Source organism: Synergistaceae bacterium, from assembly GCA_017443945.1.
Taxonomy (GTDB): Bacteria; Synergistota; Synergistia; order Synergistales; family Aminobacteriaceae; genus JAFUXM01.
The window spans coordinates 1-24,373 of the sequence record JAFSXS010000015.1 but is presented as its reverse complement, the minus strand read 5'-3'; the positions used below and the strand labels follow the sequence as shown (position 1 = coordinate 24,373).

Here is a 24,373-nt window from a genome sequence, read left to right as displayed (position 1 = left end):
CCCTTCACATAAATAATCGTGTCTTGATATAGTTCTTAGCAGAAAATTTTATAATTAATGGAGGAATATTTTATTATGAGACGCAAAATTTTTTACGGGATTATTCTATTAACAGTTGTACTCTTCACTATGGGAGCAGACAGCAAAAACGACGAACTCAAGCGCATGAGCACATTTATCAGCAACTTCACCGAAGCAAATTACTACGATTTTGACGTACAGCGTAACGGCGATGAAGGCATGACTCATTTCGGCAATAGTTCAGAGAATGAAGGCTTAATATTTTTCGGGATAGCTCATAATTTGCTAAATAATAAGTCCCGCATAAAAAATTGTCCTGACAAAAATTGCCCTTATGGAAGCAAAATAATTGACGCAAAATTTATCACTGAGTCAGTGCGTAAATATTTCGATCTTCCTGTAAAGCACGCAAGTATATTAGGCACCCTCCCAGAAGGCGCAGAAGACGGCGACCCAGCAGACGAACCCGAACAAGCACATTTTGACGGGAAAAATTATCACTTCAACCCCGCAACTTTTACGAGCGACACACTTTTATATGCAGACGTTCAGAAAGTTTCAAGACAGGGCAAAATTATAACAATGACCGGCGAAATTTATCACTCCAACAATAAATCAATCAGGCCGGCAACTTTCACAGCAACCGCAAAGCCCTACAAATTTGCGAATAAAGATACATGGGCGATTCTCTCGCTAAAATTTTCGTGGAAGGAGTAAATTTTTATGATTAATCACGAGCTTAATAATTTAATCGCGTTTGCATTACATCATGAATTAATTTCACCTGATGATAAAATATGGGCTGTAAATTCTTTAATAGGGATTCTCGGCCTAAATTCGTTCGAGTTCGAGAAAAATTTATCAAGTGAATTAGCTGACAAGACTTCGCCCGACTCAATTCTCGCAAAAATTTTAGACTGGGCAGCAGAAAATAATTTAATCGAGAATACCGAGACCGAGCGCGATTTACTCGACACAAAATTAATGGGAGCTTTGACCCCCCGGCCGTCTGATGTTATCGCAAAATTTGAGTCTTTATATTCGCGTTCACCAGTTGAAGCCACTGACTATTTTTATAAACTCGGTGTAAGCTCGAACTATATCAGATCCGAACGTACAGCAAAAAATATCTGCTGGAAAACTTTAACTGATTTCGGCGAATTAGATATTACAATCAACATGTCAAAACCTGAGAAAGACCCCCGCGACATCGCAAAGGCCCGCGCAATAAAGTCATCAGGTTATCCAAAGTGTTTATTATGCCGCGAGAATGAAGGCTTTTACGGTCATCACGGACATCCGGCACGGCAAAATATTAGGTTAATCCCCGTAAATCTCAATGGCCGCAGCTGGTATTTCCAGTATTCGCCCTATAGCTATTATAATGAACACTGCATAGTTCTTGATGAGAATCACGTGCCAATGTTAATTAATCGGGAAACTTTCGAGAATTTATTTGCATTTATTACGAGATTCCCTCATTATTTTGTCGGGTCAAATGCTGATTTGCCAATTGTTGGAGGCTCGATTCTTTCTCACGATCATTATCAGGGCGGAAGATATATTTTTGCGATGAATAATGCACCGTCCGAACATGAATATAATTTCTCTGATCCCGAAATAAAAGCAGCTCGAATCAAATGGCCTATGTCAGCTATAAGACTCGAGTCACGCAATCCCGAAAAATTAATTGACTTGGCCGACAAAATTTTATCAGCCTGGCGCGAATGGACTGACGAAAACGCAAATATTCTCGCATATTCCGACGGTGAACCCCATAACACTATAACGCCCATTGCAAGAAGAAACGGCGAAAATTACGTGATTGATTTAGTTTTGCGCAATAATAGAACTAGCAATGAACACCCATTAGGAATCTTTCATCCTCATGCAGAAGTTCATCACATCAAGAAAGAAAATATCGGCCTGATTGAGGTAATGGGACTCGCTGTGCTGCCTGCAAGATTAAAAATTTCGCTCGAAAAAATTTGCGAGTCATGGCTTGCAGGAAAAGAAAATTTACCGTCAGAGCTTGAGATTCACGAAAAATGGTATGAGTCTTTACGCGCTAAACACGAAAATTTAAAGCATGAACACGACGAGTCAATTATCAGAAAAATGATTCGTGATGAAGTCGGACACGTTTTCGCGCAGGTTTTGACGGACAGCGGGGTCTATAAGCGCACACCCGAAGGACTCGCAGCGTTTGATAAATTTGCTGAGTCAGTGCTGAAATAAATTTATAATCTTTCATAAGAGCGGATTTCGTTAAATGCTTCGGAGTCCCTCTTTGATTGATTGTTATAACAGATTCTTAATTTTGGCCGGCCAGCTTTCTTTATTGCGCAAAGAGTCAATCATTTCATGAACATTTTTATTATTTTGCGGGTGAGTCCATTTTTCCGGCAGAATCTCACTTAACGGCACGAGAACAAATAATCTATCAGGTAAATTAACGTGAGGGATAATCAAATCAGGCGAGTTATAAATAATTTCGTCAATCAGCAAAATATCAATGTCAATTTTTCTAGCTCCCCACCTGACAGAAGGCACGCGGCCAAGCTGGGACTCAAAAGTTTTTATCTGCGTTAATATTTCGTGAGGCTCAAGACTCGATTTGCTCTCTATTAATATACATGCGTTCAAGTAATCGGGCTGACTCACTCCTCCCCACGCTTGAGTCTCGTAAACGCTGCTTGTTTTGATGATATTTCCCAGAGTCGAAAGTTTTTGCACAGCTTCACGCAAATTAATTAATCTGTCGCCCAAATTTGAACCGAGTCCGAAATAAATTTTCATGATTTATTACACCCTTTCACGCGTAAATTATAGCCGATACACTTTATTTGCACGAATCTGGGCGGGGAGGGAGAACAGGCAAAAATTTTTTACTGTTCCCAAATTTTAATTACACTCTCACAAAAACGTAATATAATTTATTTCACAATTTTTTATCATAACAGGAGGCTACATTTTGCAGAAAATAAAATTTGAGACTGACTATCAAGAGGGCTGCAACCCCAAAATTTTGGACATGCTTTCACGCACAAATCTCGAACAGACTTCCGGCTATGGAGTCGACGACCACTGCAAACGCGCAAAAGATTTAATACGCAAATTCATTAACAGACCTGACGCAAAAGTTTTCTTCATGTTAGGCGGGACTCAGACAAATACAACCGTGATAAAATCTTTCTTGAATCCTGTCGAGGGCGTAATCAGCGTTGACTCTGGACACATAAACGTTCATGAATCAGGCGCAATCGAGTCAACCGGCCATAAAATTTTGACATTGCCGAATCATAATGGCTTACTTGATCCTGAAGACTTACGAAAATATTTAGCGGCCTTCTATGCTGATGAGACTCACGAACACTCAGTACAGCCGGGACTCGTTTATATTTCTTTCTCGTCGGAATTAGGGACTCTCTACACACGTCAGCAGCTCGAAAAAATTAAATCCGTCTGCAATGAGTATGACTTAAAACTTTTTCTCGATGGTGCCAGACTCGGCGCGGGCTTAGTCTCTGAGTCAGATCATGCAGCTTTAGAAGATATTTCACGGCTTTGTGATGCATTCTATATCGGAGCAACTAAAAACGGGGCTTTGTTCGGCGAGGCTGTAATTTTTCCCAATCCTGAAACGTTATCGACAAAAAATTTAAAGACTTTCCGCACGTTCATTAAACAGCAATGCGGATTATTAGCTAAGGGACGCATAGTCGGTCTTCAGTTCGAGGCATTATTTGATGACGATAATTTATATATTGCAAACGCGACTCACTCATATAAACAAGCAATGAAGATTAAACGTGCATTTAACGCGCAAAAAATTCCGTTCTTGGTAGAATCATTTACAAATCAGCAGTTCCCGATTTTGACTCAGGAGCAGCACAAAATTTTATCAGCTAAATTTGATTATGAAACTTGGCGGCCCTTGCAAGATAATAAACTCGCAGTAAGATTTTGTACAAGCTGGGCTACAACTGATGAAGCTATAGAAAATTTAATACAGGAGATAAAAACTTTATGAATCGCAACAGAAATCTAGAGAAAAATTATTCACCCGACTCAATCGAGCAGAAATGGTATAAAAAATGGCTCGACGCAGGACTCTTCAACGCAGAAATTAACCCCGACGCAAAAGCATTTTCTATCGTTATCCCGCCCCCGAACGTAACCGGCTCACTTCATGTCGGACATGCATTCGATCACACTTTTCAAGATATTATGTGCCGCGCTAAACGAATGGAAGGTTACAGCGTTTTATGGCTTCCCGGTACAGATCATGCAGGAATAGCGACTCAAAATGTCGTCGAGAAGGATTTAGCGAAAAAAGGTATCTCACGTTACGATCTTGGCCGCGAAGAATTTGTAAAAAAGGTCTGGGAATGGAAAAAAGTTTATGGCTCACGAATAATCGAGCAAATGAAGAGACTCGGCAACTCTTGCGACTGGAGGCGTGAAAGATTTACTCTTGACGAGGGGTTATCGCGCGCTGTTCGTGCTGTTTTCGTGAGGTTGTACAAGAAAGATTTAATTTATCGCGGAAAATATATCGTCAACTGGTGCCCGAGGTGTGCAACTGCAATTTCTGATTTGGAAGTCGAATACAGCGAGGAGCAGGGAAATTTTTATTACGTCAAATACCCGTTAGTAGAGCAGGACTGCGAAGAAAAATTTATCTTGGTCGCAACAACAAGACCCGAAACAATAATCGGCGATGTAGCTATTGCCGTGCATCCTAGAAGCGAGAAATATAAACATTTAATCGGTAAGCATGTAAGAGTCCCCCTGACTGATAGAGAGATTCCCATCATTCAAGATAACATGGTAGATCCTGAATTCGGTACGGGCTGCGTGAAAATTACTCCTGCTCATGATCCTAATGATTTTCTTGTAGGGCTGAACCACAATTTAGAGCAGATTCAAGTAATTGACTCACAAGGCATAATGAACGAGAACGCCGGCAAATATCAAGGCATGACAATTAAAGACGCTCGCACAGAGTCAGTAAAAGATTTAGAATCACTCGGATTATTATTCAAGACCGAGCAAATAACACACTCCGTCGGACATTGCCAACGCTGCGGGACAACTGTAGAGCCTTATTTGTCAGAACAATGGTTTGTCAAGACTAAGCCACTTGCAGAACGAGGAGTCAAAGCCGTCAAAGAAGGAAAAATTCGCTGGGTTCCCGAACAATGGGAGAAAACTTATTTTAACTGGATGGAAAATATCCGCGACTGGTGCATATCGCGCCAATTATGGTGGGGACATAGAATCCCTGCGTGGGAGTGCAAGGACTGCGGACACATAACCGTTGCAGAAATTGACCCTACAGAGTGCGAAAAGTGTCATAGCAAAAATATTGTTCAAGAGAGCGACGTTTTAGACACATGGTTTAGCAGCGCTTTATGGCCGTTTTCTACAATGGGCTGGCCTGACGATAAGCCGGAATTAAAATATTTTTATCCGACTTCATTAATGGTAACAGGCTTTGACATTATATTTTTCTGGGTTGCGCGTATGATAATGATGGGGCTTGAATTTATGGACGACGTACCATTTAGAGATGTCTATATTCATTCACTCATTCGCGACGAACACGGCAAAAAAATGAGCAAGACCAAAGGCAACGTCATAGACCCGTTAGTAATGATTGAGCAGTACGGAGCTGACGCGCTGAGAATGACTCTTGCGGCGTTATCGGTTCAGGGACGGGACATTTTGTTATCGTCGACAAGAATCGAGACATATAGATTTTTCATGAATAAATTATGGAACGCTGCGAGATTTGCATTAATGAATCTTGATGACGAAGTTCACGCTATCGACACGAATAATTTGCACCTTCACGACAAATTTATTTTGACTCGTACACAGGAAATGGCCGAGAGTGTTCGCAAATTAATTGACTCTTACGACATAGGCACAGCAGCAAGGAGTCTTTATGATTTTGTGTGGGGTGATGTGTGCGACTGGTATTTGGAGATGTCAAAACCTGCGTTAAAAGGCGATGAAGGCGAGGACAGGCGCAAAACTACAGCGGGAGTGCTTGAAGAAGTCTTTAAAGTTACATTGCCGTTATTGCATCCGTTTATACCGTTTGTAACAGAAGAACTATGGTCGGCGTTTGGTTATGGCGATAATTATATAATGCGTTCGTCATGGCCGGAGTCGAAACAGGAATATATTTTTGACGGCGTAACAGAAAAAATGAGAGTCTTGCAAGATTCTGTCAGAGCATTACGTAATTTGCGTGCAGAAGCTCACGTACCCCCGCAGCAATGGTTGAATAAGGCTGTAATACGCGTAAAATCAGACTCAGAGAGCGCGAAAATTTTACGTGACTCATTGAATCAAGTGTGCAATTTGTGCAAGATTCGTGATGTAGTGCTTGAGGAGCCTTCAGAAAGTTGGAATTACGGCGCGTCATTGTCATCAGTTACGGGCGAGACAGAAATAAAATTGCCGGTTGGCGATGTTCTTGACGTTGCGAAAGAAATAACGAGGTTGACTCAGGAAATAGAGTCGATTGAGAAAAATATTGCGTCGAGTCAGGCGAGATTGAATAAAGCAGACTTTGTATCGCGCGCACCTGCTGAAGTAGTCGAGAAGGAACGCACAAAAGTTAGTGAGGGACTCGCACAGGTTGAAAGACTTAGGGCGAATCTTGAGAGCTTGAGCAAATAAAAATTTTCTGCCTCCTCGTGAATGAATAAATGCGGGGAGGATTATTTTATCTTGCAATAATTTTTTCTCTATGCTACAAATAATTTAATTAACAATTTCAGATTAACTAACACAAGGAGATATTTATAATGCGATATACTGCAAAATTTTTCAGGGATAATTTACCCGAATGGAAGAGGCGCAAAGATCCTATACTGCTAAAAATTTTTTATCGGCCATTATCGTTTTATACTGCGAGTTTTTGCGCCAATCATGGAATATCAGCAAATTCTGTGTCAGTGTTCTCGACTTTTGTCGGGCTTCTTGCATGTTCAATGTTTTTATTTGGCCGCTGGGAGTGTAATATTATAGGCGCGTTATTAATTTCTTGCTGGCTGCTTCTTGACTGCACTGACGGAAATTTAGCGCGTTGTGTAAAGGCTCAGGCATTTGGTGAATTTGTTGACGCTGAGAGCAGTTACACTCTTGTTGCTTTTCTGGGAGTATGTATCGGGACATCAGTATTTTATACTAAGGGGGGGGGGGTATTAGATTCTTGCAGTAATCCTTATTTTATTTTCGCGGGAGCAATTGCTTCGAGCTGTGATACATTAACGCGTTTGATTTACCAGAAATATCAAAATGTAGCGCGTGAACTCTCTGACAAAAATATTATTCCGGCTCATCACGAAAAACGGACGGATCACGAAAATTCCGGGAGTCTCCGTGTAAGGCTCGAACAAGAACCGGGCATCGGCGGAATTTTGCCGTTATTGATTTTGTTGGCTGCGATATTTAATGCTCTCGACCTGATAATAATTTATATGCTGCTTTATTATGGCGGCGGTGCGGTTGTATTTATAAGTCTTTACACGTTAAGGGCTATGCGTTATAGAAATTTCACTCTGAAATTGTGATTTATTGAGGAGGAATTTACAAATTTGAATAATGAATTAGTCAGCGTAATTGTGCCAGTCTATAAAGTTGAGAATTATTTACGAGACTGCTTAGACAGCATAATCAATCAGACATATACGAATCTCGAAATAATACTTGTCGACGACGGCTCACCGGACAAAAGCGGGGAAATCTGCGAGGAATATGCACGCAAAGACTCGCGGATAACCGTTTATCACACAGAAAATAAAGGCCAGGCACACGCAAGAAATTACGGTCTTGACAGGTGCAGAGGCGATTATATTACGTTCATTGACAGCGACGACATAGCAAAAATTAATTATGTCGAAAAGTTATTTTCGCTCTTGAAAGACTACGACTCTGATATGTCTGCTTGTTCTGTTGTGAAATTCAGTAATTTGCACGAGGGGGGGGGGGGGGCAACAGAATCAAATCGAAACATTTTGTCTACCGCCTCAAGAAATTATACGAGGACTCCTGTATCAGTCCTGCAAAGCTCCACATACTGGGCCCCACTGCAAATTATTCAAGCGAAAGGTTGTTGAGAATGTAAGATTCCCCGTCGGATTAATTTACGAGGATCTTGCTACTACATATCGTTTTATCAGTGAATGTGATCGAGTAGCTTATACAACGGAGAAATTATATTTATACCGTGTTTATTTCGGCAGCACCATGAGACAAAGCTACACACCCAAAATGCTTTCTTGCATTCCTGTATCACAAAAACTGTATAGCGATATCAAAGAAAATTTCCCTGAGCTTGAGAAGGCCGCCGCTTCACGTGCATTCAGTATGAACAGAGTCGGATATTTCCAAATTCCACGAGCGTTAAAACATGAACGTATGCAGGTCTGGCAGGAAATGACAAAGTACCGCAAAACCGTAATATTTGACTCTCACGCAAGAAAACGCGAAAGACTCGCGGCATTATTAAGCTACTCAGGGCCGGAGATTTTTCACCTGTTCGCCGGTCTTTACAGGAGGTGGCAGATGAGAAGCTAAAAATTTTATCGGAGGTACAATGTATAAATATTCTGTTGTTATTCCGCATTACAACAGCGCGGAACTTTTGCGGAGAATGCTGGCAAGTATTCCCGAACGTGAAGATATTCAAGTTATAATAGCAGACGACGGAAGCAATATAGAAAATGTCGAGATACTCAAGACTTTAACGCACAAAAATTTAGATATTCTCTTTCTCGAACACGTCAACTCAGGGCACGCACGCAATAAAGGACTCGAACGCGCAGAAGGAAAATATTTTATCGCAGCTGATGCAGATGACGAATTTGCGCCGAAAGCCTTTGAAATTTTCGACAAATATACAGGCGGTGAAGAAATTGACTGCCTGTTTTTCTGTATGAAGGTTATAAACTCTGACGGCACAGAGAAAAATGTTAAAATTTTAGGCAATGAATCTGTGAAGGCTTACCTGAAAAACGCAAATCATAATACGGAAATTCTTATAAAGTTTAGGAACATGAATCCCGTTAATAAGCTCGTCAAAATGTCATTCATCAGAGAACATAACATAAAATTTGAGGTCAACGGCGTTAATGATGATACATTCTACACATATCAAATCGGCCTGCATGTCAAAAATTTCAAAGTTATTCCCGATGCCCTGTATTATATTACAGAAAATCCAAGCAGCATTACACGTCAAAAAAGGTCTATAGAACGCGAATTTGAATTTTATTTGTGCAGGCAGAAACAAAACGGCTTTTATCGCAAATTAGGACTCAAGCAATTTATCAGGCCTGATATTTTGTACGTGCCTTATATGATATTCAAGCATGGCATAACAGGAGCAATTAAATTTTTCCGTCTTTTATGGCAGCACAGGGACGAACGAGCCAAAGCAAGACGCGCTTATTTGTGCCTATTTGATGAAAATATGCAAGAATCCTTGTAAAATGCCCGTGAATCTCTTGCATAATTCATAAAAGCTGATACAATGCAGAAAAGTTTAATCAGGAGGTGTAAATCATGACTAAAGCAGAACTTATTGACGCTATCACTACAAAACTTAATATGCGCAAAAAAGATGTTGCTCCCGTCGTTGATGAAGTATTCAAGGAAATAGAAGGCGCACTTGCCAAGGGAGACCGCTGCACATTTGTAGGTTTCGGCGTTTTTGAAGTCAAAGAGAGAGCCGCGAGAGAAGGACGCAATCCTCAAGATCCTACAAAAGTTGTTCATATCCCGGCAAAGAAAGTCCCGTTATTCAGACCCGGCAAAGATCTGAAGGACAAAGTTATTGACGCTCCTATCAGCAAATAATTTTTCTGGTATTGATTTATTAACAGGCGGCTTTTGTTACATGAGAGCCGCTTTTTTTGTAGTATAAAATTTTTATCACTCAACGAAGGGAATTTATATAAATGCTCGACTTTAGGCCGTTACAATGGCAGGACAAAGAAATTTATACGCGCTATTATCATGACTCGCCGGTTCATTATGCAGAATACTCATTTTTTTGCTTATGGGCATGGAGGAACGCTTACCCGATTGAAATCGCATTCAGTCCGCAAAATTTAATTTGGTTCAGATCAGGAGGCCCCATCCCCGGATATTTCGGACCGTGCGGAAATTGGCGCGATAAAAATATTGACTGGGACTCGGAGTTATCGCAATTTGACTCAGGAAATATAATCTATGACGTTCCAAGCGATTTAAAAAATTTATTGGACTCACGTGAAAATCTGCGCTTCACTAAAGACCGCGATCAGGACGAATATATTTATTCATGCAAAGATTTAATCTCGCTCAAGGGTAAAGCCTTTGCACATAAACGCAACAGAGTCAGAACTTTTCTTGACGGCTACGAATGGGATTATTACGCGATGAAGCCCGAAGATTTTGACTCAGTCATGGAATTTCAAGAACGCTGGAGGATTCACAGAGACTCGACTCTCAACCAGGACGAAGCAGCCTCACTCTTAGATGAAGACTTAGCAATAAAGGAAGCATTAAATCACTGGGAAGAATTTAATTTCACCGGCGGTCTGATAAAAGTTGACGATAAAATAATCGCTTACACTATCGCGCAGGAATTAGACCCGCAAAATTTAGATGTCTGCTTTGAGAAGGCCTTTGCTGAATATGCCGGAAGTTATCAAGCAATAAATTTTTTGTTCCTCAAGAATTTAGCGAAAACCTACGAATTTATTAACAGAGAGGAAGACATGGGCGAACCTGGACTCAGAGAGGCGAAATTGTCATATAATCCCGTCATGATGTTAGAAAAATATCAGCTGGAAATTTTATAACGAAAGCAGGCGAGAATCTCACAATGATTTATCTAGTAATAGGCTTGTTCGTGGCTCTTGCTGTAGGAGCGTTTTTACGTCAGCAGTCAAAAACTTCAACTAATGACTCGCAGAATGAAAGCGAAGAACTTGCCCCCGTTGTAGTGGAAGACCCCGAGTCGCTTGATTTGCCCGACGAGAATCAAGACACTGATGAAGGCGGATTTGTTTTGTCTGCACGTCCTGTAACTGACGCTGACACAGTTGCAGGTGCTACATATTCAGCACACGCGCCCGCAGGAGAAGAGTCACCCTATGGACTATCGAGCGAACCTAAGAAAAAAGCGCAGGCACAATCGAATTTATTACGCTGGTGCGGCCGGGCAGGATCTATACAAATTGATAATATGGTCGTTCCCGGTCCTGTTGCTTATTGGTCAAATGGAGAATGCGCAACCCCTGAGCCATCGTGCATTGATGTAACTTTGCCGATAGAATTTCCCAAGCCCGGCGAAAATTTACCCGCAGAAGGTGCAGAGTCTTACGCTTCAATGACTGCATTACAACGCGGAATTTATTTAACGTGGCTGTCAGGTGCAAGAATCCAACCGCCTTTACACATTTGCTACCCAACGATATGGCTTTACGGCATTGAACGACGCACAATAGTTGATAAATTAGACTTGGGCATATGCATAAATGAAGTGTTTAGATTGCTGCCTCTAATGCGCTGGCAGGTCTTAGCGGACAATATAATAACTTTCATGACGTGGCTTGCTATAAAAATTTGGCTGCCCGACGAAGATTTATTGAATTTCTGCAAACGTTTATTAGTTGTTCCTGAGGGCTTGCTTGATATTTTGCTGAACTCTTACGCTAATTCAATGCTGCCTCTTCCAAGTGCTGTAGCGTTTACTGTTGCGAGGACATCACAGCATTTGCACCGTGAAAATACACCTTGGCTGCCTCATTCTGATGAAGCGCTGCAGAAATTTACGCCGATCTATAAAGAATTATGCAAGGGCGGTTTAGTGCTCTCGAAGCCTCAAGACGTTTATAAAGTTTCTTACACGCCGAATAACCCGTCTATAAAGCTCGGCAAGAAAGATAGCGAAACTGTAGAAGTTCCCGACTTCTTTAAGGATTTAACGATATTCAAGCCGTTATTAGACTCGTGGGAAGTTTTCCTGACTGCAAATAAACCCGCCGAAATTGTACCTGATTTAGCGAATCTTGAGGACCGCCCCGACTTTGAAGCGTTCATAAAGACTCTAAGGCCGGAAGGAAGCGAACTTCCATTAATTGCGACTCTTGGCGATCTCGGAAAATTATTCAAGTTCAACACCTCGCCCGACGTAAAATTAACCGGCAAAGAACGCAAAGCAATAGTTGACACCGCACAAGTTGAAGGCTGGCAGATTGTCCCCGATTTAGGAATTTCCGGACGAGATTATCACTGGGACGACAAAATTTTATTTCTTGAGCTTAAACCGGGCACGCAGTTATCGCAAAGTTATAGAGTAGCTTCTTTCATGCTTGAATTTATTTGCGCGTCCGTTGCAGTCGATGAAGATAGAATATTTGAGCCGTTAAGACAGCGAATGAACGATTTTTTTGCGTTGACAGAGGACGATAATATCAGGTTAGAGGCACAAAAGCCGCTTGACTCGCCGACTCAATACGGGCCCGATTATTACGGCGAATTTATGTGCGCTTGGCTGTCTGACTCTGAACGTAAGAGCGTGAAAAATTTATTGCTTGATGCTGTAAGTTTTCTGCCTGATTTCAAGGATAATCCCGAAGTTAATTCGATCGTGTGTGAAGTCTTGAGACTGCGCGAAGATGAAGAAATCCCCCCAGACGAATTAAAGAAATCAACAAAGGAAAGAGGCCGCGACGTTTTGAAGCTCATGACTCTTTTGTTCAAGAATAATTAATTTGCAGGAAAAAATAAGCTCCTCCGACAATTTTATTTATCGAAGGAGTATTTATTTGCTATGGGTGATAGAAGAATCGAACTTCTGACCTCTTCCGTGTCAAGGAAGCGTTCTACCTCTGAACTAACCACCCGGCCAGATTGGCAAAACGCCTTGTATAATACCAAATTTTACAGTTTTGTCAAATCACGATAAATTTTCCAGTAAACTTTTGCACATTCGCGCTACCCCTTAAATTCGGGTGGGTGGGTGGGCAGAACGAACGTATTCGCGCGATAAATTAACTGCATAGGATCGGAATTATGTGAGCTGTCAAATCACGATAAATTTCAAGCCATTTTTCGCACGTCAAATCTTCAGCTCTCAAACTCGCAGAATCTTTCAGAATCTCCCGCCAATCTTCAATATTCATGAATCCCCGCAAATTATTTAATAGAGTCTTCCGTCTGTGCGCAAATCCTTTGTGTAATAAATCGCTGAATAAATTATCTCTTGCAAGCTCAAAATTTTTATTTATCACGATCTCAACGAGTGCCGAGTCAACTTTCGGAACAGGTTTAAAGCAATTTCGCGAGACCCTGTGCACAATTTCTGCGCGCCCCATTGACTCAATAATTACGCCCAAAGGATAACGCGCTTTAGTGTCGGGCTTGGCCGTGATTCGTTCGGCTGACTCTTTCTGTAACATGAGCAAGTAATATTTTATTTCCGGATATTTTATTAATTCGCGTATTAAAGGCGTTGTAATATTGTACGGGATATTTGCGACGACTTTATTAGGAAACGGCCTCAATGAGTCATAATCAAATTTTACTGCGTCGCCCCAGTGAAGATTTAAAGCGGGATTATTTACCGCAATTTCTTCAAGTGAAGGCTTTAATCTCTCGTCAATTTCTATAGTGTGAAGGCATTTAACTTTTTTTGCGAGAATCTCACGAGTCAAGACTCCTTCTCCTGCGCCTATTTCGAGAATACAGTCTGACTCGCTTAAACCTGCACGCGTTATGATGAAAGCTAAAATATTTTTGTCGATTAAGAAATTCTGCCCGAAACGTTTTAGAGTCTTTATCATAATTTAACGCGCTAAAACTGTTTTATTTCCGCCAGATTTTATTGCTTGAGTCATTGCGTCATAAGCAGCCCCGATAAATTCATGGACGCCCGGATAAATCCCTGAATTTAAGTCAGCGACCCCCGCACTTAATTTGACTCTGTCGAATCTATTGCGAATCTCATCAGCGATAGTAACGGCAGACGCTCCCGAACAATCAGACAAAATCATAAACTCGTGAGTGCTCCAGCGTCCTAGAGTGCTTTTACTGCGGCGGGACAAAATTTTTTGCATTCCATTAACGAAATCGCGCATGATTCTATTTCCCGACATGTAACCGTCAGACTCGTTTATCTGCTTCAAGTTATCGATATTAAGAATTATGAGACTCAGATAGCCTGACTCTTTTATTGTGCTTGATAACTCGCGCAAAATTGCATGTTCGAGCCCGCGTTTATTGAGCAGATTCGTATGATTCTCGAACGTCAAAATTTTTCGCAGCTGTTCTCTTGTTTTCCTGAAATTAGTAACGTCCTCAAATGTCAGCATAACAGCGTCTGATCCGTTCCAGTCGATAGGGCTTGCATGAATATTAATAATTCTGTCTTCAGGCTCTTTGCTGGGGATTGCGTTAAATTCCTTGTCGAGATAATCTGAGTCGCTGAACGAGAAAAAATTTTGTTCTCCTTTTATCGCGAACATTCTGCATTCAAGCTGTCCTGCGCGATTATTAATTATTTCCGCGAGCTGTGAGCCGATTTCTTCATCATCGACGAGATTAATAATATTTTCTCCTGCAAAATTGATTTCAGCGGACGAGGCCAAGAATTTATTTACAGCGAGAAAGACTCCATCCATGTCAACGACTCCTGCTCTAAACGGTACAGAGTTTAATATATCCGGGTTGCTTTGAATAATTGCGGGCCGATCTTGATTATTTACGCTGGGAGTAATGCGCATGACTACACCGACAATTCCGTCCGGTTCAACTTTAAGGGGAGAAGCTGTAATTTCCCAAATTTTATTTTCCTCGCTTACTTCTATAGCGTCAGTGTTTCCCAGACATGCAGCCATTAATAAATCGTGCAAAGCTCTATCTAAATCCGTAATCATAGGCGGATAATTGCTCCCGGTCTCGCACTTATGTCCGAACAACCGCAAAGCAGCAGACTTATAACCGTTTGTCGCGTGAATTAATCTCCCCTTAATATTTACGACGCAGCATAAAAGGCCGGGGCAGCTGTCAAGAACTCCGCTCCATATAGTCATGATTTAAGACGCATAACCGTTCGGGTGAGATTTGTGCCACTTCCAAGCGGTTGCAATAATATCTTCCATTTTTGTAATTTCGGGCTGCCAGTGTAAAATCTCGTGAGCTTTTGTGCTGTCAGCGATTAATCTTGCAGGGTCGCCCGGTCTTCTTGCGCCGATTTCAACGGGAATATCGAGTCCGGTTGCTTTTCTTGCGGCATTAATCATTTCCATAACTGAGTAACCGTCTCCGCTGCCGAGATTGAAAATAGTGCTTTCTCCGCCGTTACGCAAATATTCGAGTGCTAAAATATGAGCCTTCGCTAAATCTTCAACATGAATATAATCGCGTATACAAGTGCCGTCTTTAGTCGGGTAATCGTCGCCGTAAACAGTAACGTGATCGCGTTTTCCTAATGGTACCTGCAAAATTAGCGGAATTAAGTGAGTCTCGTTCCTGTGATCTTCGCCGATTGTCCCGTCGTGCCAAGCTCCTGCAACGTTGAAATAACGTAATGAGACGTATTTTATTCCGTGTTGAAGGCTTACCCAGTGCATCATTTTTTCCATTATGCGTTTGCTTTCGCCATAAGGGTTTGTCGGGTTGGTCTCGTCGGTTTCTAAGATGGGGACTCGTTTGGGTTCTCCGTAGGTTGCAGCACTTGACGAGAAAATTATTTTATCGATATTATTGCGCTGCATTGCCTCTAATAAGCTAATCATACCGCCGACGTTGTTGTTAAAATATTTTAATGGTGCTTTGACGCTTTCTCCCACTAAGGAATATGCGCAGAAATGAATAACGGAATCGATTTTGTTCTCGCTGAAAATTTTGTCAAGCAATTCACCGTTACGAATATCACCCTGATAAAATTTTGTGCCTTCAGGAATTGACTCTTTATGGCCGAGTTCTAAGCTGTCTATTATTATTACATCCTCGCCGTGAGCCTGAAAAGCTCTGACGTTGTGTGAGCCTACATAGCCGGCTCCTCCGCAAATTAATACTGACATAAAAATTTACCTCCTAAATATTTAATATAATGCAAACAATAACAGCCAAAATCGCAAATTAACACTGGCATAAAATCTTAAAAACTATTATTTGACCCGCCTACACGTGGAATCGGACTAAACATAACATCGCCGACTTCAATTGACATATCAGCGCTTGATTTTCCGCCAACGTGCATTTTTCCGGGCTTTGCAACTGGTGCGGGCTTGACTGATTCATAAATGCTGACTGCTGAACCTGCCGGGGCGTGGAGTGTCGGAGCGTCTTTAGCTTCGTACTTGTTTAATATTGCGTTAATGGCCTGCTTTGTAAATGCCGGGTTTGCCTGCCACCATGAGTCTTGGCCGTGAGTCGTCAAAAAAATTATTCCTGAGTCAGTGCCTGAACCCTTCGAGGCTTTGAGAGTCAAAAATTTTATTTTCTTTCCGGAAATATCAGCAGCCTTCAGCCACGCAAAATCTCCGCCCATCCATGAATAACCTTCAGGCGAGTCAGTGATTCCCAGTGCGGGAGCATTTGAGCGCAAAAAGTGTCTTGCATTCGAGAACTTGCCGACGGGAACTCCTACCCAGATAGAATTATTTACGCGTTCGACTCTGGCATTTTCCGGAGTACTCATGAAATAACGGCGCAAAATATTTATTTCGGGGTTAGAGTTATTATTAAGACTCACCGCAGCAGACAGCGCATATAAACCGCCTACAACAGAATGAATATCTTTATCTTGATTGACTGCTTCACCGGAGTAAGCAACCGGCGAAAAAATTAATATTACGAGAACTACTGCAAAAAATTTCAGCTTCATTTATGTGCAAATCCCTCTTTCATGAATATATTATCATTATAAATCACTTATTGCTAAGTAACGTCATCCCCTGAGCGTCCAAAATGTGAAATATATTATTGCCCGGCAAAAAATTATTCGGGTGAGTCCCTGCTGCCATTATCAGAAAAACTCTTTCACTGCCTGACCATAAAGAATTTAATCTCTCTGAATTTGTCGTAAACTGCCAATCGTCGACACCTGCCGTTAATGGAGCTTCTATTAATTCAGAATTTCTGAACGTGTAGAAATATATAGACTGGTAATTTACGCCGTATTGAATGATTCTGTCAGTGCCCTGCGCTAAATCCCGCAGCTTTAAGCCTATTTCATCAATTGAATAAATTTCGCTCGTGAGATTAAATACGCCCGACAATGGCATTAAACACAGCAACGCCGCCGCCGAGACATTGCGAACCCATTTTTTAATTTGACGAGTCCTCGTGTAATACCAGCAGGCAAGCAAAAATAATCCCGTCAGAATCAGCCACGGAATCAATGACATTAAAGACGCTCCCATAACTGGAAATTTTACGGTAAAGAACGGCAGAATTATAAACAACGCCGGAACAAGTATTAAAGTATTTATCATGACAGCTTCACGGAGAGAAAATAATTTTTCCTGCTCAAGCCACGAGTCAAGCCTTCTAGCAACAATAGCACTTAACGCCGGAACACACGACGCAAGCGACATAACATCGCCCTCAAGCACTGCACCCAGAAAAAAAACTCCCGCCCAGACCAGCATAAAAATTTCGGTGCTCCTCTCTGCAGGATATTCACTCGGCAAAATTTCTCGTACCGCACGAATAATAAAACCGTGAAATGGTGCAAATGCGATAAATGCAAAAATTACCGCTCCCACAATGCCCCCGAACGAATAAATTTGATTCTGAAATGTCATGAAATATAATAAATTAGGATTCAACGCTATTATCATGACGAGATAGAATCCCGAAATTATTACGCCCGTTATCGTTCCAGCAGGCCAAGTAAAATAATCCTTCAGCAAATCCCAGTCATCACACAAAACACTATATGAAATTACAGCAAGCCACGTGAAAATTATTCCTTCAGGCCCATGAGCAATAAAAGCAAATGACGATACAGCATGTGAGAGAATCAGCCAATTTTTATTTCTTTGCGATAAAATTATTCCCGTCATCGCAAATCCCGTCAAACATGAATAAATCGCATTCGACGAAGCAATTTGTGCAGAGACAAAACAAACGCTCATACTCGCAGAAATTACAGCAGCAAGCCAGCCTTTACGCTCTGAGTCTTCATCGTTTTGACGCGCAGACAAGACAGAAGCCGCAACAATCCCCAAGCCCGCAAGAGTCGACCAAAATCTAACAGCAAACTCACTCCACCCGAAAATTTTTAACGCTAAAGCCTCAAGCCACCAAGTACCGAGAGAACGCCCAGCAGTGAGAATCTCGCCCATTTTCGGCAAAAAATAACTTCCTCCCGCACTCATATGCAAAGCTACAGACGCATTAACGCCCTCGACCGGGTCAATTAATCCGTGACTCCCTGCTCCCCTGAAATATAAATAAAATAGTAATGCCCCGAAGAGCAAAATTTTTCTATTTCTGGCCAAGATATTATTTAAACATCGGCAGAAGTGATTTAAATTGCGGTGTGCCGGCCCTCTCAAGCATATGATAAATTACTGTCTCGACGGGAACAACAAGACAGCCCATTGATCTCGCTGCGTCAAGTGCAAGAAGGTGATTTTTTTCGCTCCGACTTCCGCACGAATCAGCAGCTATTACAACGTTCAAATTATATTTGCTGATTAAATCTATCGCCGTTGCAAGCACGCAAATATGAGTCTCAACCCCGAATAAAACCGCCGTGTCTCTTGTGCCTGCGTTGAAGTTCATATTTAGAAATTCATCGCCAAACGTTTGAGCCTCACAGCAGGAAAATTCAGTTTTGCTGATTATGGGAGTTGACTCAGGGAGCAAATTTTTTAACTCGCCCAAAGTTGAGCCTATACCCTTTGGATATTGTTCTGTTGCGATAACCGGCACTGAAAGCTCATTTGCAGCCGTAAGCAGCTTGATTGAATTAGTTATTATCTCGTCTTTATTGTAAATAGCGGGCATTAATTTTTCCTGAATATCTATCATTAACAGGAACGATGAGCGCGCTTTAATTGATTTCTGCACAAAAATTGACCTCCTAAATAATAATTTGCAGCTTAGTGAAAATTTAAAGTTTATTATATACTATCAAACAAAACATAATCAGGGGGATTTATCATAATGTCAGAGAAAAAAATTTTAGCGTTCTTCATTGAAGGCTGCCCGTACTGTAAACAAGCCCGCGAGGCCGTGAAAGAATTATCAGCAGATTATAACGTCAATATTGAATGGGTTGACGAGAACAAGCATCCGGAAATTTCAGCAAAATATGATTATTACTTCGTGCCTTCTATGTTCGTTGACGGCAAAAAAATTTATGAGTCTCATAGAGGCGAGTCAAAACAAGAGTGCTTTGCGAACGTGAAAAAAGTTTTTGAGGCAGCAAATTAATATGAACATTAACGAGAAAATAAAGCGGTCTGACAGATTCTATAAAATTTGTCTATCTTATATGATATTGTGGTTCCTTATTTGCGTAGGATTCATAATTTACTCAATTGAATCACGCAATGATTTCCGCAGACTTGATCGTGAAGGCTATTTATATTACATGAATTACACCGGCGATTATTACAAACCTGAAATTATTAATGCGTTAATCTCAAGCGACGAAAATATTAATCACGGCTGTTCGGCGTTTTTCACTCGTAATCTGCAAGGCGACCCAATTTCAGCACATAATTACGACTATCCGCACAGAATCTCGAAAGATGACCAAACTTTAACGGGACTCAATATCATTCTTCACTGCAAACCTTCAGGAAAATACGAGTCAATCGCAGTAGCCGACGCAATCTGGTGCGACCCTGACAATAAATTTTTACGCGCAAAGGGGCCGAGCAAATCAGGTTTTGACATGAAAATTTTAGACACTCTTCCATATGAATGCATGGACGGCATTAACGAAAAAGGTTTATTTGCTGCAATAATGAGAGTTGACATCAAATCAGGAGACCACCCCGCAAAAATTCCCGCCGGATCAAGTATTTTACTGCGTTACATTCTCGACGACTGCGCAAACGTGTACGAGGCCATTAATAAAGCGTTCTCAAATAAAATTCTTTCTCCCGAAGACTGGCAGAACGAGCATTTATTCGTGAGTGACTCAATCGGCAATCACGCAGTAATCGAGAGCAGAAATAATATAATTTCCGTGATAAGTTCAGACATTGCAACAAATTTTTATCTAGCTTATGACGACATTGAAGACTCTTATTACAAAAACGGGAATCTCCGCGAGAAAGCAAAATTATTCACCGACAAAACCGGAAAATCTATTTACAAATTCGGCTATGGACACGGCTATAATAGATTTATCACGATTGCAAGCCAGCTCGAAAGATTCAGAGATAATCAAACGGGGGTAACTCAAATGTCAGAGTCGGCAGCTCTCGTTATCCTTCAAAGCGTCGCACAGAATCCCATGACAAAGCCTACAGGAATATCAATGACTCAATACAGCGCAATTTATAATAACAGGCAAAAGACTCTTACTGTGTGGCCGTTCCAAAATTACGAGAAAGCATATAAATTTGACGTTACCGGCAAAAAGTCAAAATAAGTAAAATTTCTGATTTAGTTATTAAATGTCAGTATTATAATTTTCGCGTCGTTGAGAGATAAGAGACTCACAGCGGCAGAAAAATTTGATAATTGATAACAAAGGAGATAATTACAATGTTAAGAGAAAGATTTTATCCTGCTATGAGAATGATGGATCCTGAAAATATGTTTGATTCGTTCATGAAACCGTTTTTTGCGGGAGAAGATTTTAATATGTCAGGTTTTGGCGCAAAAGTTGATTTATACCGCAGGGACGGAAAAATTTTCGCAGAGGCTGAATTACCCGGCATTAACCCCGATGATGTAGAATTACACGTTTATTCGGACAGATTGACTCTTTCAGCGGAGAAAAAGTCAGAGTCAAAAGAGGGCGGAGACGATAAAAGCTATTTCAGGAGCGAAAGAAGCTGGGGAAAAATTGAGCGCGTTATCTCATTCCCTGTAGAAGCTGACCCCGAAAGCGCAAAGGCATCATTCAAAAATGGTGTTCTCACTATTGAAGTAAACGAGAAGAGTCAAGACAAAGCTCACAAAAAAGTAAGCATTACCAGTGAAGCATAAAGAAAAAATTTCACAAAAAAGGGCGACAGATTCAAATATCCTCCATCGCCCTAAAATTTTTATTTATCGCAATAATTTATTTCTTCCTAAGTGCGATTAACCCTGCAAGACCAAGCGCAATAATACCAAACATTCCGGAATTACAGCCGCCTGAACCGTTAGGACTTCCACTGTTCTCCTAATCAAATAATACCGCCGTCGCAACATCAACATAACCGCCTAAATCACTATCATTAAATGTAGCGATAATATTTTGATTCGTTAGATTCGGCTGAGTCGTCTCGTCCCAATCAAATACTGTCATCTTGAATCTTCCGCCGATAGGGCCTGCACCGACAAATAATAAATCGTGTTCGAGATCCTCTAAAATTCCATTTTCGCACTGTACAAGCTCTCTGACCATAAAGAAATCATTGCTTGCACCTACGAAAGCATTTGCAGGAGCGCGGAAGACTCCAAGATCGCACACAACTTGCGGATATGTTGTCCAGCCCGTGCAATGATAAAGTTTCATGTCTACACTTACCATGCCAACGTCTACACTAACGGTAATTTGACCATCTTTTGAGACAATTTCGGGAGAATCTGCGCGGAAATTTGTATTGACGAAATAAAATCCTACATTGTTATCTAACGGGGGATTCTCGACCTCAAGCTCCATATCTGACGACATAATTGTTTTAACGCCTTCTGTGTTGTTCCAGTGGCAAAGCGCGTCAGAGTCTTCTGATGCTAATGTTAATTCCATCATGAAATAAATTCCGTTGCTGCCGTCATTAAATGGCTTCTCAAGCTCTGCACCTATCATAGTGCCGTCATCAATTCGTGTATCAACATTATTAACGCCGTCCCAGATGTAGCTCTCTATTTTGAAATCGCTGTTAAGATTTGTAGCCGCCGCATAAACGAATGTAACAATTTTTCCTGCGTGCTGTCCTTCAGCGATAACAAGATCTGCTGTTGTCTGTGCGTTCTTAACTGATGTCTGCGTTAATTTTTTCGTGTTGTTCCAGTGATAAACTGTACAATCTTTGCTGGTGTTGCTGCCCGGTACTGCGTTTATGTCGCCGGAATAAGCACCGAAATAAAATCCGCCTCTATTATCAGGAATCGGAGACTCGTTGTCGATGTTCCATGCGTTAATGTCTTTGCTTGTTACTATAACAACTATAACACTATATGAAGGCGGGTTAGCTGCTTCATCAATCCTGATAATTTGCGCTGAATCTCTTGAGACAGTGTCATAAACGTAAATATCGCTTTTTTCGGGAGTATAAGTCCGTCCGCGTTTATTGCTGAACGCTGCGAACACCATACATATACAAAATTTGCGTTATTAGTCAGTCCAACGAGGCTGTAAACATTATAACCGGTTTCAAGTCTAGCGGTAACAGTTCCGCCCCAGTTAAGCATGTCATAACGAGTCAAAATATTATTATCTTGAATCGCGTAAATATAACCTTGTGCATCAGGAGCAAGAGTCAAATCACATGACGCTATCGGGTTAAGATTCACGTTTATTGTAAAATCTCTCACAAGTTTATTATCTATTCCGCTTGTTGCATTATAGACATCATAATAAGTGATATTCTCAATGGGCTTACGAACTTTTGAGTCGTAAATATACCTTTGATTATTGCGCGTAAATTCTCCGAGCGCGTGCTGTCTGTTATCGCCGGAAAGTATGACAGTCGGCACAGGTTCGCCGGTTATCTCGTCAAAATCGATTCGTCCTAATCCGTAAGTGGGCGCAGGATTCGCATTAGTAAGCAAAATATCACCCGACGAGAAAGTATAAAGCATTGACGACGCGCAGGCAGGCAACGCACCTACAAGCAAAAACAGTAAGGCAAATAATAACCGCTTCCTCATCATGAATAAAATTTCCCTATTAAAATTTTGTAATTAGACTCATGTGTATCAAGAGCAAATTTTTAAAATATTATGTCATAAAGCGTATAATTTGTCATTCATCATAGCCCGAACGAGTCAATTTCATATTTGCAAGCCCGCTGATAAATAATGCACTCGACATAATAACAGCACTCCCCCCCGGAGCTGCACCTCGTGAACGTAAATTTTTGTCCATCCTGAAAATTGCGTCAACGCCCTCTGATGTTAGAATCCCGCCGGACTTGATGACTTCTTTTGCTTCTCTCTGAACGTTTATAAGTCCTGTTATGCCCTCGTTGATAGTTAAACAAGTGTCTTGATTCTCTGTCATAATTTCTATAAGTGCATGAGTAACTCTCTCGCGAAAATCTAATTGTCCCTGAGTCGCCTCGAGTCTTCGCAAGATTTCTAACGCTTTAAGAGTCATGTTATAACCGTGTTCAACTTCACCCCGGCAGCCTTCAAGACCATACGCAATATAAGCCCGTTCACCCTGAGAAAAAATTTTTGTGCCGCGTTTTTCTTCGAGAGTCCATAGTTCGCGAGCAATTAAGCCGTTTGCAAATGATGAGGCAGTGAGAGTCAATGCTCCCGGAGTCAAAATTCTTTTCTGCTTGATTAACCTTCCAGCTGCAGCCGTCAAGAGTCCTAAGCACAAAACATGACCCTTCATAGATAATTTACCGCGAGTCGCACGTAATGAGTCATTTATTCCTATATGTATAGAAGATTTCAGAATCGTAAAAGAGTCTTGAGGATTCATTGATTCAGTATCTGCACCGGACGAAGCAAAATTTACGAACGCTTGAAATAATGACATAGCACCGTCAATTAAAGTTGGGTAATCTGTCCCATCAAGCGCGCTGTTGTCAAGTGGCGTAATTAATCCCGGCTTAGGGTAGACTGACGCAAATTTTATGATTGACTTTACTGCGAGTCTTGCTGTGTTGAAGACAAATAATTCATTCAAGTTTTATGACCTTCCTGCAAAATTTATGTGAATAATTTTACACGTTTTTATTATATACAAGCAAAGTCAAAAGCGAAAAACTTTTTTACAATCGGGGCCGTCCCTTTGACTGCATAAGAAATAATTTATTGTCATTTATGATGGTTAATGCAATAGATTCTGAGTCCGAGTTTGAATCACTAGTCCCACCCGTTAATGCTTTGCAGCGCGAATAATAAAAAAGTTTATTTCTCATAATAGCGATTATCACATGTTAAGATATTGGCTCATTACAATTGGTTGATCCCACCC

23 protein-coding genes and 1 tRNA gene are annotated in these 24,373 nt (G+C 41.1%); 14 read left to right on the top strand and 10 right to left on the bottom strand.

Going from position 1 to position 24,373, the window contains the following annotated elements; genetic code table 11:
* The first annotated feature begins 75 nt into the window (after positions 1 to 75).
* Together IJT21_01725 and IJT21_01720 are read left to right on the top strand one after the other, a co-directional pair.
* On the top strand, positions 76 to 738 hold the full coding sequence (locus tag IJT21_01725) for a hypothetical protein (GenBank protein ID MBQ7576966.1): 663 nt from the start codon (positions 76 to 78) through the stop codon (positions 736 to 738).
* Positions 739 to 744: 6 nt separating this feature from the next.
* The gene (locus IJT21_01720; protein MBQ7576965.1) at positions 745 to 2,259 is read left to right on the top strand and encodes a UDP-glucose--hexose-1-phosphate uridylyltransferase; all 1,515 of its coding nucleotides are present in this window, start codon (positions 745 to 747) and stop codon (positions 2,257 to 2,259) included.
* A gap of 63 nt (positions 2,260 to 2,322) precedes the next feature.
* Here IJT21_01720 and folK read toward each other — a convergent pair whose 3' ends face one another.
* The gene (gene folK / locus IJT21_01715) at positions 2,323 to 2,820 is read right to left on the bottom strand and encodes a 2-amino-4-hydroxy-6-hydroxymethyldihydropteridine diphosphokinase (GenBank protein ID MBQ7576964.1); all 498 of its coding nucleotides are present in this window, start codon (positions 2,818 to 2,820) and stop codon (positions 2,323 to 2,325) included.
* Between the two features lie 235 nt (positions 2,821 to 3,055).
* Between folK and IJT21_01710 the strand changes: the two genes are divergently transcribed.
* The 9 genes from IJT21_01710 to IJT21_01670 all read left to right on the top strand — a co-directional run bounded on the left by IJT21_01710 (position 3,056) and on the right by IJT21_01670 (position 12,805).
* Positions 3,056 to 4,054 carry an aminotransferase class V-fold PLP-dependent enzyme gene (locus IJT21_01710; GenBank protein ID MBQ7576963.1) on the top strand — a complete coding sequence of 333 codons (999 nt, stop codon included), beginning with the start codon at positions 3,056 to 3,058 and terminating at the stop codon, positions 4,052 to 4,054.
* Complete coding sequence (locus IJT21_01705; GenBank protein MBQ7576962.1) at positions 4,051 to 6,717, top strand: valine--tRNA ligase; 2,667 nt, start codon at positions 4,051 to 4,053, stop codon at positions 6,715 to 6,717. The genes IJT21_01710 and IJT21_01705 overlap by 4 nt, the downstream gene beginning before the upstream one ends.
* A gap of 128 nt (positions 6,718 to 6,845) precedes the next feature.
* Positions 6,846 to 7,613, top strand: coding sequence for a CDP-alcohol phosphatidyltransferase family protein (locus IJT21_01700; GenBank protein MBQ7576961.1), 768 nt, complete (start codon positions 6,846 to 6,848; stop codon positions 7,611 to 7,613).
* A gap of 24 nt (positions 7,614 to 7,637) precedes the next feature.
* The gene (locus tag IJT21_01695) at positions 7,638 to 8,159 is read left to right on the top strand and encodes a glycosyltransferase family 2 protein (GenBank protein MBQ7576960.1); all 522 of its coding nucleotides are present in this window, start codon (positions 7,638 to 7,640) and stop codon (positions 8,157 to 8,159) included.
* Positions 8,160 to 8,289: 130 nt separating this feature from the next.
* Positions 8,290 to 8,619 (top strand): hypothetical protein, encoded by a 330-nt coding sequence (locus IJT21_01690; GenBank protein MBQ7576959.1) that lies wholly within the window; start codon positions 8,290 to 8,292, stop codon positions 8,617 to 8,619.
* A 19-nt stretch (positions 8,620 to 8,638) separates the two neighbouring features.
* Positions 8,639 to 9,532, top strand: coding sequence for a glycosyltransferase family 2 protein (locus tag IJT21_01685; protein MBQ7576958.1), 894 nt, complete (start codon positions 8,639 to 8,641; stop codon positions 9,530 to 9,532).
* 74 nt (positions 9,533 to 9,606) lie between these two features.
* A complete protein-coding gene (locus IJT21_01680) occupies positions 9,607 to 9,900 on the top strand; it encodes an HU family DNA-binding protein (GenBank protein MBQ7576957.1) in 294 nt (97 codons plus the stop codon).
* 101 nt (positions 9,901 to 10,001) lie between these two features.
* Positions 10,002 to 10,889: a DUF2156 domain-containing protein gene (locus IJT21_01675; protein MBQ7576956.1), complete on the top strand. Its 888-nt coding sequence runs from the start codon at positions 10,002 to 10,004 to the stop codon at positions 10,887 to 10,889.
* 23 nt (positions 10,890 to 10,912) lie between these two features.
* Positions 10,913 to 12,805, top strand: coding sequence for a TerB N-terminal domain-containing protein (locus tag IJT21_01670; protein MBQ7576955.1), 1,893 nt, complete (start codon positions 10,913 to 10,915; stop codon positions 12,803 to 12,805).
* A gap of 61 nt (positions 12,806 to 12,866) precedes the next feature.
* Here IJT21_01670 and IJT21_01665 read toward each other — a convergent pair.
* The 7 genes from IJT21_01665 to IJT21_01635 form a co-directional block, all read right to left on the bottom strand.
* Positions 12,867 to 12,938: transfer RNA gene (locus IJT21_01665), tRNA-Val, on the bottom strand.
* A gap of 147 nt (positions 12,939 to 13,085) precedes the next feature.
* Complete coding sequence (rsmA, locus tag IJT21_01660) at positions 13,086 to 13,877, bottom strand: ribosomal RNA small subunit methyltransferase A (protein ID MBQ7576954.1); 792 nt, start codon at positions 13,875 to 13,877, stop codon at positions 13,086 to 13,088.
* A gap of 3 nt (positions 13,878 to 13,880) precedes the next feature.
* The gene (locus IJT21_01655; protein MBQ7576953.1) at positions 13,881 to 15,125 is read right to left on the bottom strand and encodes a diguanylate cyclase; all 1,245 of its coding nucleotides are present in this window, start codon (positions 15,123 to 15,125) and stop codon (positions 13,881 to 13,883) included.
* A 3-nt stretch (positions 15,126 to 15,128) separates the two neighbouring features.
* Positions 15,129 to 16,118, bottom strand: a complete 990-nt coding sequence (gene galE / locus IJT21_01650; GenBank protein ID MBQ7576952.1) for a UDP-glucose 4-epimerase GalE — start codon at positions 16,116 to 16,118, stop codon at positions 15,129 to 15,131.
* 77 nt (positions 16,119 to 16,195) lie between these two features.
* On the bottom strand, positions 16,196 to 16,924 hold the full coding sequence (locus IJT21_01645) for a hypothetical protein (protein ID MBQ7576951.1): 729 nt from the start codon (positions 16,922 to 16,924) through the stop codon (positions 16,196 to 16,198).
* A 1,539-nt stretch (positions 16,925 to 18,463) separates the two neighbouring features.
* Entirely contained in the window at positions 18,464 to 18,553 is a 90-nt protein-coding gene (locus IJT21_01640; protein MBQ7576950.1) for a YcxB family protein, read from the bottom strand.
* Entirely contained in the window at positions 18,550 to 19,119 is a 570-nt protein-coding gene (locus IJT21_01635; protein ID MBQ7576949.1) for an isochorismatase family protein, read from the bottom strand. The genes IJT21_01640 and IJT21_01635 overlap by 4 nt, the downstream gene beginning before the upstream one ends.
* 96 nt (positions 19,120 to 19,215) lie before the next feature.
* On the opposite strand from IJT21_01635, the gene IJT21_01630 reads away from it, so the two are divergent.
* The 3 genes from IJT21_01630 to IJT21_01620 all read left to right on the top strand — a co-directional run bounded on the left by IJT21_01630 (position 19,216) and on the right by IJT21_01620 (position 21,219).
* Positions 19,216 to 19,485 carry a thioredoxin family protein gene (locus IJT21_01630; GenBank protein ID MBQ7576948.1) on the top strand — a complete coding sequence of 90 codons (270 nt, stop codon included), beginning with the start codon at positions 19,216 to 19,218 and terminating at the stop codon, positions 19,483 to 19,485.
* 1 nt (position 19,486) lies between these two features.
* Positions 19,487 to 20,656, top strand: a complete 1,170-nt coding sequence (locus tag IJT21_01625; protein MBQ7576947.1) for a linear amide C-N hydrolase — start codon at positions 19,487 to 19,489, stop codon at positions 20,654 to 20,656.
* 116 nt (positions 20,657 to 20,772) lie between these two features.
* Positions 20,773 to 21,219 carry an Hsp20/alpha crystallin family protein gene (locus tag IJT21_01620; protein ID MBQ7576946.1) on the top strand — a complete coding sequence of 149 codons (447 nt, stop codon included), beginning with the start codon at positions 20,773 to 20,775 and terminating at the stop codon, positions 21,217 to 21,219.
* 178 nt (positions 21,220 to 21,397) lie between these two features.
* Here IJT21_01620 and IJT21_01615 read toward each other — a convergent pair whose 3' ends face one another.
* Positions 21,398 to 22,534 carry a hypothetical protein gene (locus tag IJT21_01615; protein ID MBQ7576945.1) on the bottom strand — a complete coding sequence of 379 codons (1,137 nt, stop codon included), beginning with the start codon at positions 22,532 to 22,534 and terminating at the stop codon, positions 21,398 to 21,400.
* Between the two features lie 651 nt (positions 22,535 to 23,185).
* On the bottom strand, positions 23,186 to 24,082 hold the full coding sequence (locus tag IJT21_01610; protein ID MBQ7576944.1) for a triphosphoribosyl-dephospho-CoA synthase: 897 nt from the start codon (positions 24,080 to 24,082) through the stop codon (positions 23,186 to 23,188).
* Positions 24,083 to 24,373 lie beyond the last annotated feature (291 nt).

Excerpts from the sequence above, each read along its gene's own strand:
- IJT21_01725 (MBQ7576966.1), top strand. The coding sequence starts at position 76 with ATGAGACGCAAAATTTTTTACGGGATTATTCTATTAACAGTTGTACTC.
- IJT21_01720 (MBQ7576965.1), top strand. The coding sequence starts at position 745 with ATGATTAATCACGAGCTTAATAATTTAATCGCGTTTGCATTACATCAT.
- folK (MBQ7576964.1), bottom strand. The coding sequence starts at position 2,820 with ATGAAAATTTATTTCGGACTCGGTTCAAATTTGGGCGACAGATTAATT.
- IJT21_01710 (MBQ7576963.1), top strand. The coding sequence starts at position 3,056 with ATGCTTTCACGCACAAATCTCGAACAGACTTCCGGCTATGGAGTCGAC.
- IJT21_01705 (MBQ7576962.1), top strand. The coding sequence starts at position 4,051 with ATGAATCGCAACAGAAATCTAGAGAAAAATTATTCACCCGACTCAATC.
- IJT21_01700 (MBQ7576961.1), top strand. The coding sequence starts at position 6,846 with ATGCGATATACTGCAAAATTTTTCAGGGATAATTTACCCGAATGGAAG.
- IJT21_01690 (MBQ7576959.1), top strand. The coding sequence starts at position 8,290 with ATGAGACAAAGCTACACACCCAAAATGCTTTCTTGCATTCCTGTATCA.
- IJT21_01685 (MBQ7576958.1), top strand. The coding sequence starts at position 8,639 with ATGTATAAATATTCTGTTGTTATTCCGCATTACAACAGCGCGGAACTT.
- IJT21_01680 (MBQ7576957.1), top strand. The coding sequence starts at position 9,607 with ATGACTAAAGCAGAACTTATTGACGCTATCACTACAAAACTTAATATG.
- IJT21_01675 (MBQ7576956.1), top strand. The coding sequence starts at position 10,002 with ATGCTCGACTTTAGGCCGTTACAATGGCAGGACAAAGAAATTTATACG.
- IJT21_01670 (MBQ7576955.1), top strand. The coding sequence starts at position 10,913 with ATGATTTATCTAGTAATAGGCTTGTTCGTGGCTCTTGCTGTAGGAGCG.
- rsmA (MBQ7576954.1), bottom strand. The coding sequence starts at position 13,877 with ATGATAAAGACTCTAAAACGTTTCGGGCAGAATTTCTTAATCGACAAA.
- IJT21_01655 (MBQ7576953.1), bottom strand. The coding sequence starts at position 15,125 with ATGACTATATGGAGCGGAGTTCTTGACAGCTGCCCCGGCCTTTTATGC.
- galE (MBQ7576952.1), bottom strand. The coding sequence starts at position 16,118 with ATGTCAGTATTAATTTGCGGAGGAGCCGGCTATGTAGGCTCACACAAC.
- IJT21_01645 (MBQ7576951.1), bottom strand. The coding sequence starts at position 16,924 with ATGAAGCTGAAATTTTTTGCAGTAGTTCTCGTAATATTAATTTTTTCG.
- IJT21_01630 (MBQ7576948.1), top strand. The coding sequence starts at position 19,216 with ATGTCAGAGAAAAAAATTTTAGCGTTCTTCATTGAAGGCTGCCCGTAC.
- IJT21_01625 (MBQ7576947.1), top strand. The coding sequence starts at position 19,487 with ATGAACATTAACGAGAAAATAAAGCGGTCTGACAGATTCTATAAAATT.
- IJT21_01620 (MBQ7576946.1), top strand. The coding sequence starts at position 20,773 with ATGTTAAGAGAAAGATTTTATCCTGCTATGAGAATGATGGATCCTGAA.
- IJT21_01615 (MBQ7576945.1), bottom strand. The coding sequence starts at position 22,534 with ATGGTGTTCGCAGCGTTCAGCAATAAACGCGGACGGACTTATACTCCC.